Genomic DNA, 13,140 nt, shown 5'->3' with positions numbered 1-13,140 from the left:
GGTTGACTTGTCCGATGACCGCTGCCCCGCTGGTGCTCCTCGACTCGGCCAGCCTGTACTTCCGGTCGTTCTACGCGCTGCCGGACTCGATGACCTCCCCCGACGGCCAGCCGGTCAACGCCGTGCGCGGCTTCGCCGACACCGTCGCCCGCATCCTCGTCGACCGGCGTCCCTCGCGGCTGGTCGCCTGTCTCGACGCCGACTGGCGTCCCGCTTTCCGGGTCGCCGCGCTGCCGTCGTACAAGGCGCACCGGGTCGCCGAGGCCGGGGACGGCGCCGAGGAGGAGGTGCCCGACGCGCTCACCCCGCAGGTGCCGATCATCCTCGACCTGCTCGACGCCGCCGGGCTCGCGACCGCCGAGGCCACCGGCTACGAGGCCGACGACGTCATCGGGGCCCTGGCTCACGCCGAGAAGACCGACCCCGTCGAGGTCGTCACCGGCGACCGCGACCTGTTCCAGCTCGTCCGCCACGCCCCCACCCCCGTCACGGTGATGTACGTCGGCCGGGGGTGGAACAAGGTCGAGATCATCGGCCCGGCCGAGCTCGCCGCCAAGTACGCGCTGCCCGCCGAGTTCGCCGGCGACGCCTACGCCGACATGGCCGTGCTCCGTGGCGATCCCTCCGACGGCCTGCCCGGTGTGGCCGGCATCGGCGAGAAGACCGCCGCCAAGCTGATCACCGACTTCGGCTCCCTGGACTCCCTCGTCGCCGCCGTCTACGACGGCCGCGATCGCCGCCTCACCGCTCGGGTCCGTACCAAGCTCTCCGAGGCCGCCGACTACCTCGCCGCCGCCCCCACGGTTGTCCGGGTCGCCGTCGACGCCCCCGTGGTGCTCGACCGCCCGGACCAGGTGCCGGCCGGCGCCGCCGACGTGGATCGGCTGCTGGAGTTGAAGAGGCGGTGGAACCTGGGCAGCTCCGTCGACCGTCTCATCGCCGCGCTGAAGCGTTAGGGCGGCAACTGGGGAGGTCCGGATGGCTCGTGGTCTGTCATACCGGGACGCGGCGGTGTTGCTGGGCGGCGGCCCCGAGGCCAAGGTGGTCGCCGCCCTGGACCGGACGTGCGGCGGGGCGCTGTTGGTGGCGACCGCCTTGGGCTCGGGCTTCGCACTCAGCTTGTTCGACGCGAAGGGCGAGTTGTTCCGGCTGAGCAACGAGCTGATCGGTGGGCTGGGTGAGCGGATCCGTGGCCTCAACCGCTACGACCGCACCCGGCGCCTGGAGGCGGCGCACGCCGTCGCGGTGATGGCCGCGTTCTTCGAATGCGTGCAGCAGGTGGACATGCCGGCCGAACTGCGCCCGACGAAGACCGAACAGTTGGCGCTGGCCACCGGCACGGTCCGCGCCCGAGATCTGTGTCGTTCTCTCCTCGAGACGCCGCCGACGATGCCGGCGCCCCACCTGTCGCAGGAGCAGATCAGGACCCAGCTGAGCGGCCTCTACCGACACTTCGTGACCATGCTGTGGGAGTTCGTCGTCGGCCTGGCTGGTTGGGGTGAGCTGACGCCCACCCAGCACGAATCGATCACGCGCGCCTTCGAAGCCCTGCCCGACCGGGCCACCGCGCGCTACGAGGGCATGTTTCGCCGCCTGGCCCTGGAGTTTCCCGAGTTCGGCTTCTGGGCGAACCAGCTCGACCACCAGGCGACCAGAGCCCACGTCGACATCGCCTTCGCCGGCCTGGCCGCGGCACTCGACCGCATGCGCATCGGCCGCGATCCGGACGGCGCCCGTCTCAACCTCGCGCGCAGCTACCAGGCCGCGCTCCGGCGCCCCGGCCTGGCATTCGACGACCTGCGCGTGCCGGCGATCGAGCGCTGCTACGTCAACCCGAACTTCCGGGTGGGCCAGCCACGTCCGGACGAGATCACCAGCACCGACTGGTGGGAGGGCCAACCGCTGCGCACCGACCTCCAGGACTTCCTCGTCGGTCACCTCACCTCGCCGGCCGCGGCCGAGGCGCCGCTGGTGGTGCTCGGACATCCCGGCGCCGGCAAGTCCCTGCTGACCCAGATGCTCGCCGCCCGGCTCCCGGCCAGCGACTTCCTCACCGTCCGGGTGCCGCTGCGCGACGTGCCGGCCGACGCCGACCTGCAGACGCAGGTCGAGATGATCGTCCGCGCCGACACCGGAGCCACCACGACCTGGCCGGAGCTGGTGGCGACCGCCGGCGACGCCATGCCGGTGGTGCTGCTGGACGGTTTCGACGAACTGCTCCAGGCGACCGGCCAGAGCCAGTCCGACTACCTGGAGCGCATCGCGGCGTTCCAGCAGCGCGAAGCGGATCTCGGCCGTCCGGTGGCCGTGGTCGTCACCAGCCGGCTGACCGTCGCCGACCGGGCGCGGCCGGTATTCGGCGTGGTCACGCTCCTGCTGGATTCCTTCGACGACAAGCAGATCGACCTGTGGCTGACCGCATGGGCCGAGTGCAACGCGGCGGCGTTGGCGGCCCGCGGCGTGCGCCCGTTACCGGCGGACATCGCCCTGCGCTACGAGGACCTGGCCCGCCAGCCACTGCTGCTCCTGCTGCTTGCCCTGTACGACTCCGCCGCCAACGAGCTGCACAGCGAGGCACGTCTGAACGAGGCGGAACTGTACGAGCGCCTCCTCACCGGATTCACCCGCCGCGAAGTGCTGAAGTCCAACGCATCGCTCACCGACGAGCAGCTGGACCGGGCCGTGGCGCGGGAGATGCTGCAGCTGTCGGTGGTGGCGTTCGCCATGTTCAACCGCAACCAGCAGTGGGTCACCGAGCCGGAACTGGACGACGATCTCCAGGAGCTGGTGGCCGACCCGACCGCCGCGGAGCTGCTGGTCGGCCGGTTCTACTTCGTCTACGTCGCGCAGGCCACGCACGACCGGAAGCTGCTGAAGACCTACGAGTTCCTGCACGCCACCTTCGGCGAGTTCCTGGTCGCCCGGCTGGTCGTGCAGGAGCTGGAGAACCTGGCCGCCACCGCGGCGGTGCCGAGCCCGCCGGGACGTCCGCAGTCGATCGACGACCGGTTCCTGCACGCGGTGCTGTCCTTCGCCCCGCTGACGATGCGGCTGACCGTGGTCGAGTTCATCGGAACCATGATCGACAACCGGCCGGACGCCGCGCAGATCACCGACCTGCTGCTCGACCTGTTCCACACCGCGCTGCAGCCCCGGCATCTGCCGGCGCTGGACTACCGACCGGCAGGCATGTCGGTGCCGGCCCGGGCGGCGACCTACTCGGCCAACCTGTTCGTGCTGGCATCGCTGGCCGCCGGCGAACTCACCAGCGCCCGGCTCTTCCCGGACTCCCCCGATCACGCCATCGAGTGGACGCGCACCGCGCAGCTGTGGCGATCGCAGCTGCCGTCCGAGGGCTGGACGACCATGGTCACCGCGTTCTCGGCCTTCCGGGAGTGGGACGGCGACCGGCGCGTCGTGCGCCTTGTTCCCGGCGGCGACGTCGCCGGACGCACCATCGACCCGAACTGGACGTACAACCGGCCGCCGGAGAAACGGCGGGACACGATCGGCTTCATGTACGACAACGACTGGGTCATGCGAGCCGAGGTCGACTTCGCGGGCGGCCGCCTCCAGGAAGTGGGGCTGCACAACCTGGAGCCGTTCACCGGCGAGCTCGGCACCCTGCTCATGACGTTCCATCACGTGGACGGCAAGGGTGTGGTCAGCGCCGCTCGGGCGCTCATCGAACTGTGGCTCGCCTCGGGGCAGCGGGAGGATCGGGACACGCTGGCCGACCGGTACGAGACCTGCCTGCAGATCGCCGTCAACGGCTTCGCGCCCGACGACGCGCGGACCCGGCGTATCTTCCGTGACCTCGTCGTACACCAGCTCAAGTACGACAGACCCCGGTTGTCCCAGCGCATGTTCCGGAGGGTGTACGACCTGACCAGGGTCGAGAGACTGCCCGACAGCCAGGACGACCGCGACGTGCTCTAGGCCTACGCGCCCCGTCGGAACCGTCCTACTGGGACGGACGAGGCGCTTCCTCGATTGGTCGCGTTAAAGCACGCTGACGTCGGGTACCCGCCATTATGGACGGACGACTGGGGACGGCCGCCGGGGCCGCGTTGCTGGTGATCACGATGGCGGGGTGCGGGGCGCCGAGGGAGGCGGCGGGGCCGCCGCAGCAGGCTGCGCACCTGGTGCCGCCGACGAGCAGCGCGCCGCCACCGCCACAGAAGGAGCTGCCGCTGGGCGGCAGGACGGTGTTCCCGCACTACCGGGTGGTGGCGTACTACGGAACCGGGGGCACGCCGGCGTTGGGGGTGCTGGGGCAGGGCTCGCCGGAGCAGGCGGCGGACGCGATCGACAAGGCGGCGCAGCAGTTCGCGACCCCGGATCGGACGGTGCAGCCGGCGATGGAGTTCATCGCGACGGTGGCCGACGACTACCCGGGCCCGGACGGGGCGTACAGCCACCAGGTGGAAATGGCTGAGGTCCAGCGGTATCTGGACGTGGCCCGCCAGCACCACCAACTGTTCATTGTGGACGTGCAGCCGGGCAGCCGGGACTTCATGTCGGCGGTGCGGCCGTGGCGGGACCTGCTGGCCCAGCCGGACGTGGGCCTGGCGCTGGACGCGGAGTGGCGGATGGATCCCGGCGAGGTGCCGGGATCGGTGATCGGCCACGTCGGCGCGCCCGAGGTCAACCAGGTGCTGGACTGGCTCGCGGACCTGACCAGGACCGCCGACCTGCCGCAGAAGGTGGTCGTGCTGCACATGTTCCGCGCCTCGATGGTCACGGACCTGCAGGGCATCGCCGAGCACCCGGAGCTCGCGCTGGTGCAGCACCTGGACGGCTTCGGCGGCGTGGAGACCAAGATGGACATCTACCACGCCATCGCCGCGCCGGAGAAGTTCCACATGGGATTCAAGCTGTTCTACACCCAGGACCACCCGCTGCTGGGCGCGCCGGACGTGCTGGGCATGAGGCCGCAGCCGGAGTTCGTCAGCTACCAGTGACAGCGGTCAGCTCCTGGTCGCGGTGGCGACGATGCGGTTGATGAACGCGGACTTGGCGGCGGTGTAGCCGGCCCGGTCGTCCCGGAACCGCTCGGCCAGGAAGTACTTGAGCTCGGCGTAGGCCCGGGCGGTGTCGGGATGCGTGCGGAGGTAGTCGCGGAACGCGAGGACGTCGGCGAAACCGGGGTCGTCCGCGGCGCAGACGTAGAGGTGATGGGGCGGGGCGTCGGGAGGGGTGGTGAATGCGTGCCGCCCTCGGACACCGAGGTCGCCTTCGTGGCAGTAGCCGAGCGGGGCCAGGCGGCCGATCACCGCCGGCAGATGATCAAGCGACTCGACGACCGCGGTGAGATCGACGGTGGGCCTGGCGGCGAGGCCGGGCACGGCGGTGCTGCCGACGTGCTCGATGCGGTCGACCAGGCCGGTGAGCGGCCCGGTGAGCCGGTCGCGCACGGAGGCGAACAGCGACGGCCAGCGCGGGTCGTAGACGACGATCTCGATCACGACGCCACCCGCAGCCGGGACACGAGCACGGCGCCGGCGACCATGACCACCCCGATGGTGACCAGGCCCCACTGGCTGGAGCCGAACAGGTCGGTCATCCACCCGACCCAGTACGGCCCGAGGAAGCCGGACAGGTTGCCGATGGAGTTGATCACCCCGATGCCGGCGGCCACGGCGGCGCCGGACAGGAACGCGGACGGCAGCGTCCAGAAGCAGGGGAACGCGGCCATCACGCCGATCGCGCACGCGCACAGCCCGGCGTAGCCGAGCCACGGGGCGGACGTCAGGAAGGCGGACACGGCCAGCAGTACGCCGCCAGCGGCCATCGGGGCCAGGGTGTGCGGCACAGGTCGCCCGATCCGGTCACACCGACGACCCCACCAGACCATCGCGATGGCCCCAATGGCGTACGGCACCGCCGTCAACAGAGTGACGGACAGGTTCCCCAGACCCAGCGACGACTTGAGGATGGTCGGCATCCAGAACCCGAGCCCGTACAGGCCGAACGCGATGGCGAAGTACACCAGGCCGAGGGTGATCACCCGCGGGTGCAGCACGACCCGCCGCACCGGCAGCTCGGGCACCGCCGACTCCTCGCGGGCCAGCGTCTCGGTGATCCACGCCCGCTCGTCGGCGCTCAGCCAGCGGGCGTCGGCCGGCCGGTTCGGCAGCAACCACAGCAGCAGCACGCCGAGCAGGATGGACGGCACGCCCTCCAGCAGGAACAACCACCGCCAACCGGACAGCCCCCAAGCGCCGTCCAGGCCGAGCAGCAGCCCGCCGAGCGGCGCGCCCACTGCCGTGGACAGCGGCACGGCGATCATGAACAGGCCGGTGACGGTGGCCCGCCGCGCCGCCGGGAACCAGTAGCTCAGGTAGAGGATCATGCCCGGGAAGAAGCCGGCCTCGGCGACGCCGAGCAGGAAGCGCAGCACGTAGAAGCTGACCTCGCCCTGGATGGCGGCGCACGCGGCGGCCACGATCCCCCACACCACCATGATCCGGGCCATCCACACCCGCGCGCCGACCCGGTGCAGGATCAGGTTGCTCGGGGCGTCCAGCAGCACGTAGCCGACGAACAGCAGCCCCGCGCCGAACCCGTACGCCGTGGCGGACAGGCCCAGCTCCTTGTTCATGGTCAACGCCGCCACGGACAGGTTGGTCCGGTCCAGGTAGGCGAAGAAGTAGCAGACGGCCATCAGCGGGACCAGCCGCCAGGTGGCCCTGGCCACGGCCCGCTCCCCCACGTCGCCGGAGATCATTCGCTGAGCGTATCGACAGGTCGAATCGGACACTTCCCCACCGGCCCGAACGTTGGACGGGTGAGACGAAGGAGACGAGATGGGCCTGATCGCAACGCTGCTCGGGTTCGTGGTGACGCTGTTCATCCTGCTGCTGATCGTCAGGATGATCCTGGACTGGGTGTCGCTCGCCGGTCGCGGCCCGTACTGGACGGTCCGCGCCCGGAGGCTGGCCCACGCCGGCACCGAGCCGGTGATCGCGCCGGTGCGCCGGGTGATGCCGCCGATCCGCGCCGGCGGCATCGGCATCGACCTGGCTTTCACCGTGGTGTTCGTCGCCGCGCTCATCCTGCGCGGCATCCTGTTCAGCCTGTGACGGCGAGGCCCTGGTCGAGCATGGCCAGGGCCTGGCTGACGTGAGACGCGCAGTTGGAGTCGGGGGTGGTCAGCCAGTTCTCGATGGCGACCCGCAGCGCCGCGTAGGTGGCGGCGACGAGCAGCCGGGTGCGCAGGATCTGTTCGCCGGAGGCCTCGGCGGGTACGAGCTTGTCGACGAGTTGCCGCTCCTGCTCGACGGCCCGCTCCAGGAAGACGGCGCGCAGCGCCGGGGTGCGGGCGAGCAGCTCCTGCACGCGGCGGAACCGCTCGTGGTCGCCGCCGATGGTGCCGATCACGGCCTCGGCCAGGCTGGCCGCGCCGTCGAGAGCGGTCAGGAGCCCGTCGAACTCCTCGTCGTGCACGGCGAGGAGCACGCCCTCCTTGGCGGTGAAGTACCGGAAGAAGGTGCGGGGCGAGACGTCCGCGGCGGCGGCGATCTCCTCGACGGTGGTGGCCTCGAAGCCCTTGGCCTCGAACAGCGCCAGCGCGGCGTCGACCAGGGCGATCCTGGTCTGCTGCTTCTTGCGCTCCCGCAGCCCGCACAGCTTCGTCACCCGGGTCATGCTACCGGAGAAAGTGTCATTTGACGCCAAGTGGCAGCTTGTGCCACTTTTGGGTCATGACTTCGTGGCGTCCCGCCGACCTGCCCGACCTCACCGGTAAGACCGCGCTGGTGACCGGCGCCAACAGCGGCATCGGCTATCACGCCGTGCTGGGCCTGGCCGAGCACGGCGCGCACGTGCTGCTCGCCGCCCGCAACCCGGAGCGCGGCGAGAAGGCCGTCGCGAGCATCCAGCGCAAGCTGCCGGCGGCCAAGGTCGACCTGGTGCACCTCGACCTGGCCGACCTGGCCGGGGTCCGGGAGACGGCCAAGGCGGTGCTGGCCGCGCACGAGCACATCGACCTGCTGGTCAACAACGCCGGCGAGAAGATGGTGCCCAAGCGCCGCACCACCAAGGACGGCTTCGAGGCCCAGTTCGGGACCAACCACCTCGGCCACTTCGCGCTGACCGGCCTGCTGCTGCCGGCACTGCGCCCGGGCTCGCGGGTCGTCAACATCACCAGCCTGGCCCACAAGTTCTTCCCGTTCGACTTCGCCGACCCGCAGCACGAGCGCCGGTATCTTGCCGGCCGCGCCTACGGCAACTCCAAGCTGGCCAACATGATCTTCACCCTGGAGCTGGACCGCCGGCTGGCCGGCGCCGACGTCCACAGCTACGCCGCGCACCCGGGCTTCGCCCTCGAGCCGGGCCAGAGCCTGGGCAACCCGGTGGTCGACGTGCTGGCCAAGCCGCTCGTGCAGGACATGGCCGGCGGCGCGATGCCCACGCTCTACGCGGCGACGGTGCCGAACCTGCCCGGCGGAACCCTGGTCGGCCCCGGCAATCTCCTGCGCACCAAGGGAGCCCCGCGCCCGGAGAAGCCCTCGTCCAAGGCGACGGACCCGCGGGTGGGCCGCCGGCTGTGGGAGCTGTCCGAGGAGCTGACCGACGTGCGCTACCTCAGTTCTTGAGCAGTTTGGACACCAGCCGCAGCCCCTGCCGCGCCGTGAGGTGCGGCAGGTAGGCGCGGCCGATGGCGTTGCCGATCGCCGGCAGCGCCGAGGCGTCCGGATACGCCATGAACAGCGGCCGGTACTCGGGCTGGAACTTGGCCTTGAAGCTGAGCAGCGACCGGAACCCGTACACCGGCTCCAACGCCTTCCCGGTGACGTCCAGAATCCGTTGCAGGGACGAGACGTCCTCGCCACGGTCCAGCCGGGCCAGTGGCGCACCGGACAGGCTGAGGTACCGGGCGCCCTCCTCCTTCAGCGACAGCGCCGCCGAGGCGATCATGAACTCGGTGACGCCGCGGAAGCCGGCGCCGCGGCGGCGCATGAAGTCCAGGGTCCAGCCGACGACCTCGCCGTCCTCGTACACGGGCAGCCAGCTGGTGACGCCGTGCACGGTCCGGTCCCGGTCCACCGCGATCAGGCACCGCACCGACCGGTCGGCGAGTTCGTCCAGCCCGCCGAGGGTGAAGCCCATCTCGGGCATTCCCTTGTCGGCCACCCACTCCTCGGAGATGGCCCGCACCTGGTCGGTGATCGCCAGCGGCGCGTCCGGGTAGCACAGCCACTCGGCGGTGATGCCCTCCTTGCCGGCCTTGTTCAGCGCCGTGCGCACGTCCTGCCACTTCTTGCCGGTGAACTCCAGGTCCGCCAACGGAACCACGGTGTCCTCGGCCACCTGCACGGCCCGCCAGCCCAGCGCCACGGCCGCGTCCCGCACCTCGTCGGTGACGCTGTACAGGCACGGCGTCCAGCCGTTGTCGGCGCAGAACTGCTGGAAGCCGAGGACGACCTCGCGATGCTGGTCCGGCTCGCCGATCGGGCCGCCGGTGGTCAACGCGACCGTCGCCGACACCCGGAAGGCCAGCGCGGCCTGCCGGCAGGGCGTGAACCAGTACTGGTTGCCGGGCCAGGTTGTCATGTACGCCAACGAGGAGCCGCCATTGCGCTCCATCAGCTTGCGGGCCGCGACGGTGGCCTCGGCGTCCTGCACGGGCTTGGCCCGCCAGAAGCTGATCAGCAGCCCGATCAGCAGCACCACCCAGAACACCGTGCCGGTGTACTCCCACACCAGGATCGCCAACCCGCCGGTGGGCAGGAAGTCGATGTCTGCCAGCAGGGCGTAGCCGGGCGGCAGGTAGCGGGACGGCAGGTCGGTCAGCAGCAGTGTCAGGTCCGGCACCGGCTTGAAGTGCGCCCGGTCCAGGTAGCCGACGCCGACGTACACCGCTGATGTGACAACGAATGTCGCGAACAGGCCGACCACCAGGCGGCGGTAGGTCCGCTGCGGCGCGGTCACCGTGAACAGGCCGCGCGTCCCCAGCAACAGCCCGCACACCGCGAACGGCAGCAGCATCGGCGGGATGTTCGGGATGACGTCGTTCAGGCTGGCGTCCGTGCCGTACAGGTAGCCGCCGATGAAGACGACGCAGCTCAGGCCGAGCATGGCGTTGAACACCAGCGCCAGCCACCACGCGAACCGGCGGCCGCGGCGCAGCCCCTCGGCGACGGCGAGCAGCAGCAGCGCCGGCCCGATCGACGTGACGGCGGAGCCGATGCCGGTGCCGAGCGTCTCGGCGGTGACCAGGCGGCAGCCGGAGGTGTCCTGCAACCCGTTGGCGCAGTTCTCGGCCACCGTCGCGGCGTCGACGGCCGGCGACGCGAACATGATCTGCAGCAGCCCGAGCGGGCCGTTCGCCGTCTTGGAGAACAGGGTCGCGATCGGGCCGAGCGCGGTCGCCGCGACGAGCAGCGCGACCAGCACCTTCGTCTCCGACCGCGACGACGCGTTGATCACGACGCGGGGCGGCCGGCCCAGCATCGTCAGCCCGATCACCAGCCCGACCAGGCCGCCGGCCAGCCGCGCCACGTCCTGGATGGTCCCGGAGTACAGCACCATCACGCCGGCGCCGACCAGCAGGAACAGCCGCAGCCGCCGGCGCCACAGCGCGCCCAGCCGGCCGCTCAGCGCCAGCCCGAGGCCGACGATGCCCGGCGACATGCCGAGTGTCGTGTCCGCGGCGATCGACGACGTCCACGGCTCGCCGGTCAGCGCCGCCAGCTGCACCAGCGGGATCGCCAGCAGCACGCCGGCGACCTGGCAGGCCAGCAGCACCAGCATGCTGCGCCCGGCACCGAGCCGGCGCTCCGCCGGCACGCCGATCACCAGCAGCAGCACCGTGGTCGCCAGGTAGCCGGCGAGGTCGAAACACCACATGCCGTTGGTGATGACGGTCCACAGCCGGCCGCCGGCCAGGTCGTCCCAGGACACGGCGACCACGTCGAACAGGTTGTCCGGCGGGCCGCCGGGCAGGCTGCCGGTGCCGATCGCGGTCAGCCACAGCAAGCCGATCAGGCCGACGGTGAACGGGGCGCGCCGCAGTGCCACCAGCACCCGGTCCGGCCCCAGTATCCGATCGATACCGTGCCGCCAGCTGGCGAGCGTGGTCATGAGGCTCCAGGCGGGAAAGTCGTCAGAAGTAGGTGCCGCACCAGGGGGCGCGGTCGAGCCGGAACAGTCGGTCGGCGGCCGGCAGCGCCGCCGCGTCGAGCACGTCGACCAGGCCGGCGTCGGCGAACTGGCTCAGCGGCCGGTCGCCGAGATAGGCCGCGCCGAGGTCGGCGACGCCCAGCCGGAGCTGGGCGTCCCGGTCGGTGCGCTCGGCGCCGTCCGGGCCGACCAGGTAGCGGCCCCGGTTGGCCGGCAGCAGGTCGTCCACGACCTCGATCACCACCGGCTCGGCCTCGCCGTAGGTACGCGCGGCCAGCGCCGCCGGCACGTCCACCAGCCGCAGCCAGGTCTCGTCCTCGATCTCGGTGGTTCTGACCGCCCGGGGGTCGGCCAGCAGCAGTTCGAACTCCTCGTCCAGCGGCCGGCTCACGAACTCGACGCGCCGGACCAGGTCGATGCCGAGCAGGAACTTCAGCAGCGTCGCGGTCGCCGTCGGGGTGGCGGCGAACAGGGCGCCGACCTCCATCGAGTACGAGTAGTGCTCGCCGCCCTTGTCCTCCTCGACCTTGAAGCAGGCGACGCCGTCCTCGTGCACGGCGAGGCGGAGGTAGCCCTCCCGCTTCAGCACCAGCTGCCAGAACCCGGCCGACATCACGATGCCGCCCGGCCGGACCGTGCCCCACCGCTCCAGCAGCTCGGGCAGCAGCCGCCGGACCTCGTCCTGGTCCCGCACCAGCCGGACATCGCCGGCCACCGGCGCGCGATCGTGCAGGCGCGCTCGGCCGGTGTCGATCTGCACCGTGCGGGTCCGGGTGGCCACGCCGTAGCCGAACCGCCGGTAGATCGCGCCCTCGGTGGCGCGCAGCGTGGCGATCGGCGCGGACGTGCCGTCCAGGTGCGTCCGCATCACCTCGCTGAGCACGCCGCGGCGGGTGCGGTCCGCCCGCACGCCGACCCGGCTCACCGCGTCCATCGGCACGACCTTGCCGCCCGGCAGCGCGAGCACGCTGCTGTTGGCGGTGAGCGTGCCGATCATCCCGGAGTCGTCGAACGCGCTGAGCACCGTCGCCCGGTCCATCGAGCCGTACGCGGCCGGCCAGTCCTCGTCGGTGGCCGGCGGGGTGTGCAGGCAGGACCGGAACAGAGCGTGCGCGGCCCGCAGCTCCTCCTCGCCGCTGAGCGTGCGGACATCGTGCGGCGGCATCGTCATGACCCGACTCTACTTACGGCAGGTAACCGAATCACCGGGGATTACTGGGGCTGCCCGACCTCGTAGTGGCCGTCGTCGCTCTTCACCGTGATCTGCACGTTCTTCTGCGCGCCGTCCACGGTCACCTGGCAGGTGAAGGTGGTGCCGGCCTTCACGGGCTCGTTGTCCGGGCACTTCACGTCGCTGGCCTTGAGCTTGTAGTTGTCGGTCAGCACGCCGGTGACGCCCTGCTCCACCTTGGCGGTGTCGAAGACCTTCTTGGTGAACACGCCGGCCACCAGCAGCACGACGACCACGATCACGATCAGCACGGCGACCACGACGATGCCGATGACCAGGCCCTTGCGGTTGCCCTTGGGCGCGGGCGCGCCGGGGAAGCCGCCGCCGAACTGGCCGGGCTGCTGCCCCCACTGCGGCTGCTGGCCGGGCACCGGCTGCTGGCCCCACTGCGCGGTCTGCTGCGCCGGCTGGCCGTAGGGGTTGAAACCGGGCTGCTGCGGTTGCTGCTGGGGGTAGGCGGGCTGGCCGCCGTACGGGCTGGGCTGCTGGTACTGCCCCGGCTGGGGCTGCTGCGGCTGCTGGGGCTGGCCGTACGGGTTGGGCTGGCCCCACTGCTGCGGAGGCTGCTGGGGCTGGGCCGGAAAGCCACCGGACGGTGTGCCGGGGTACCCACCCTGGGGCTGCTGGCCCCACTGTTGCGGGTCGTTGCCCCCGGACGGTCCGTACGGGCTGGTCATTGTTGCCTCCGTGCTCTGCTGAACTCCGACATCCGGCCGCTTGGCCGCGATCAAACCACAGCCCGCCCCCACCGCGTGGCCGCCCTGGACAAACGCGTGTCGCCC

General features: G+C 71.2%; 11 protein-coding genes. 5 read left to right on the top strand and 6 right to left on the bottom strand.

Annotated features, from left to right (window positions below; genetic code table 11):
- Positions 1 to 14 precede the first annotated feature (14 nt).
- From BJ998_RS43795 to BJ998_RS43785, 3 genes are all read left to right on the top strand, one after another.
- Entirely contained in the window at positions 15 to 956 is a 942-nt protein-coding gene (locus BJ998_RS43795; protein ID WP_184870070.1) for a 5'-3' exonuclease, read from the top strand.
- Between the two features lie 22 nt (positions 957 to 978).
- Positions 979 to 3,939: an NACHT domain-containing protein gene (locus tag BJ998_RS43790; protein ID WP_184870069.1), complete on the top strand. Its 2,961-nt coding sequence runs from the start codon at positions 979 to 981 to the stop codon at positions 3,937 to 3,939.
- A 95-nt stretch (positions 3,940 to 4,034) separates the two neighbouring features.
- Positions 4,035 to 4,964, top strand: a complete 930-nt coding sequence (locus tag BJ998_RS43785; protein WP_184870068.1) for a hypothetical protein — start codon at positions 4,035 to 4,037, stop codon at positions 4,962 to 4,964.
- 6 nt (positions 4,965 to 4,970) lie between these two features.
- On the opposite strand, the gene BJ998_RS43780 is transcribed toward BJ998_RS43785, so the two are convergent.
- A complete protein-coding gene (locus BJ998_RS43780) occupies positions 4,971 to 5,468 on the bottom strand; it encodes a GrpB family protein (RefSeq protein WP_184870067.1) in 498 nt (165 codons plus the stop codon).
- Positions 5,465 to 6,730 (bottom strand): MFS transporter, encoded by a 1,266-nt coding sequence (locus BJ998_RS43775; protein WP_184870066.1) that lies wholly within the window; start codon positions 6,728 to 6,730, stop codon positions 5,465 to 5,467. Before BJ998_RS43775 ends, BJ998_RS43780 begins: the two co-directional genes overlap by 4 nt.
- A 79-nt stretch (positions 6,731 to 6,809) precedes the next feature.
- On the opposite strand from BJ998_RS43775, the gene BJ998_RS43770 reads away from it, so the two are divergent.
- Positions 6,810 to 7,085, top strand: a complete 276-nt coding sequence (locus BJ998_RS43770; RefSeq protein WP_184870065.1) for a YggT family protein — start codon at positions 6,810 to 6,812, stop codon at positions 7,083 to 7,085.
- Here BJ998_RS43770 and BJ998_RS43765 read toward each other — a convergent pair.
- Positions 7,075 to 7,641, bottom strand: a complete 567-nt coding sequence (locus BJ998_RS43765) for a TetR family transcriptional regulator (protein ID WP_184870064.1) — start codon at positions 7,639 to 7,641, stop codon at positions 7,075 to 7,077. The two genes, BJ998_RS43770 and BJ998_RS43765, sit on opposite strands and share 11 nt — an antisense overlap.
- 65 nt (positions 7,642 to 7,706) lie before the next feature.
- Between BJ998_RS43765 and BJ998_RS43760 the strand changes: the two genes are divergently transcribed.
- Positions 7,707 to 8,600 (top strand): oxidoreductase, encoded by an 894-nt coding sequence (locus tag BJ998_RS43760; protein ID WP_184870063.1) that lies wholly within the window; start codon positions 7,707 to 7,709, stop codon positions 8,598 to 8,600.
- Here BJ998_RS43760 and BJ998_RS43755 read toward each other — a convergent pair.
- Genes BJ998_RS43755 through BJ998_RS43745 form a run of 3 tightly spaced genes read right to left on the bottom strand, consistent with a single transcriptional unit; the run spans position 8,590 to position 13,035 of the window.
- Positions 8,590 to 11,088 carry an MprF family protein gene (locus BJ998_RS43755; protein WP_184870062.1) on the bottom strand — a complete coding sequence of 833 codons (2,499 nt, stop codon included), beginning with the start codon at positions 11,086 to 11,088 and terminating at the stop codon, positions 8,590 to 8,592. The genes BJ998_RS43760 and BJ998_RS43755 overlap by 11 nt on opposite strands.
- Positions 11,089 to 11,110: 22 nt before the next feature.
- Positions 11,111 to 12,298 carry a GNAT family N-acetyltransferase gene (locus BJ998_RS43750; RefSeq protein WP_184870061.1) on the bottom strand — a complete coding sequence of 396 codons (1,188 nt, stop codon included), beginning with the start codon at positions 12,296 to 12,298 and terminating at the stop codon, positions 11,111 to 11,113.
- Between the two features lie 41 nt (positions 12,299 to 12,339).
- A complete protein-coding gene (locus tag BJ998_RS43745; protein ID WP_184870060.1) occupies positions 12,340 to 13,035 on the bottom strand; it encodes a DUF4333 domain-containing protein in 696 nt (231 codons plus the stop codon).
- Positions 13,036 to 13,140 lie beyond the last annotated feature (105 nt).

This window comes from Kutzneria kofuensis (genome assembly GCF_014203355.1).
Classification (GTDB): Bacteria; Actinomycetota; Actinomycetes; order Mycobacteriales; family Pseudonocardiaceae; genus Kutzneria; species Kutzneria kofuensis.
Note: the sequence above shows the minus strand (reverse complement) of the source record. Positions and strands in the feature narration are given on the sequence as shown.

Excerpts from the sequence above, each read along its gene's own strand:
- BJ998_RS43795 (WP_184870070.1), top strand. The coding sequence starts at position 15 with ATGACCGCTGCCCCGCTGGTGCTCCTCGACTCGGCCAGCCTGTACTTC.
- BJ998_RS43790 (WP_184870069.1), top strand. The coding sequence starts at position 979 with ATGGCTCGTGGTCTGTCATACCGGGACGCGGCGGTGTTGCTGGGCGGC.
- BJ998_RS43785 (WP_184870068.1), top strand. The coding sequence starts at position 4,035 with ATGGACGGACGACTGGGGACGGCCGCCGGGGCCGCGTTGCTGGTGATC.
- BJ998_RS43775 (WP_184870066.1), bottom strand. The coding sequence starts at position 6,730 with ATGATCTCCGGCGACGTGGGGGAGCGGGCCGTGGCCAGGGCCACCTGG.
- BJ998_RS43770 (WP_184870065.1), top strand. The coding sequence starts at position 6,810 with ATGGGCCTGATCGCAACGCTGCTCGGGTTCGTGGTGACGCTGTTCATC.
- BJ998_RS43760 (WP_184870063.1), top strand. The coding sequence starts at position 7,707 with ATGACTTCGTGGCGTCCCGCCGACCTGCCCGACCTCACCGGTAAGACC.
- BJ998_RS43755 (WP_184870062.1), bottom strand. The coding sequence starts at position 11,088 with ATGACCACGCTCGCCAGCTGGCGGCACGGTATCGATCGGATACTGGGG.
- BJ998_RS43750 (WP_184870061.1), bottom strand. The coding sequence starts at position 12,298 with ATGACGATGCCGCCGCACGATGTCCGCACGCTCAGCGGCGAGGAGGAG.
- BJ998_RS43745 (WP_184870060.1), bottom strand. The coding sequence starts at position 13,035 with ATGACCAGCCCGTACGGACCGTCCGGGGGCAACGACCCGCAACAGTGG.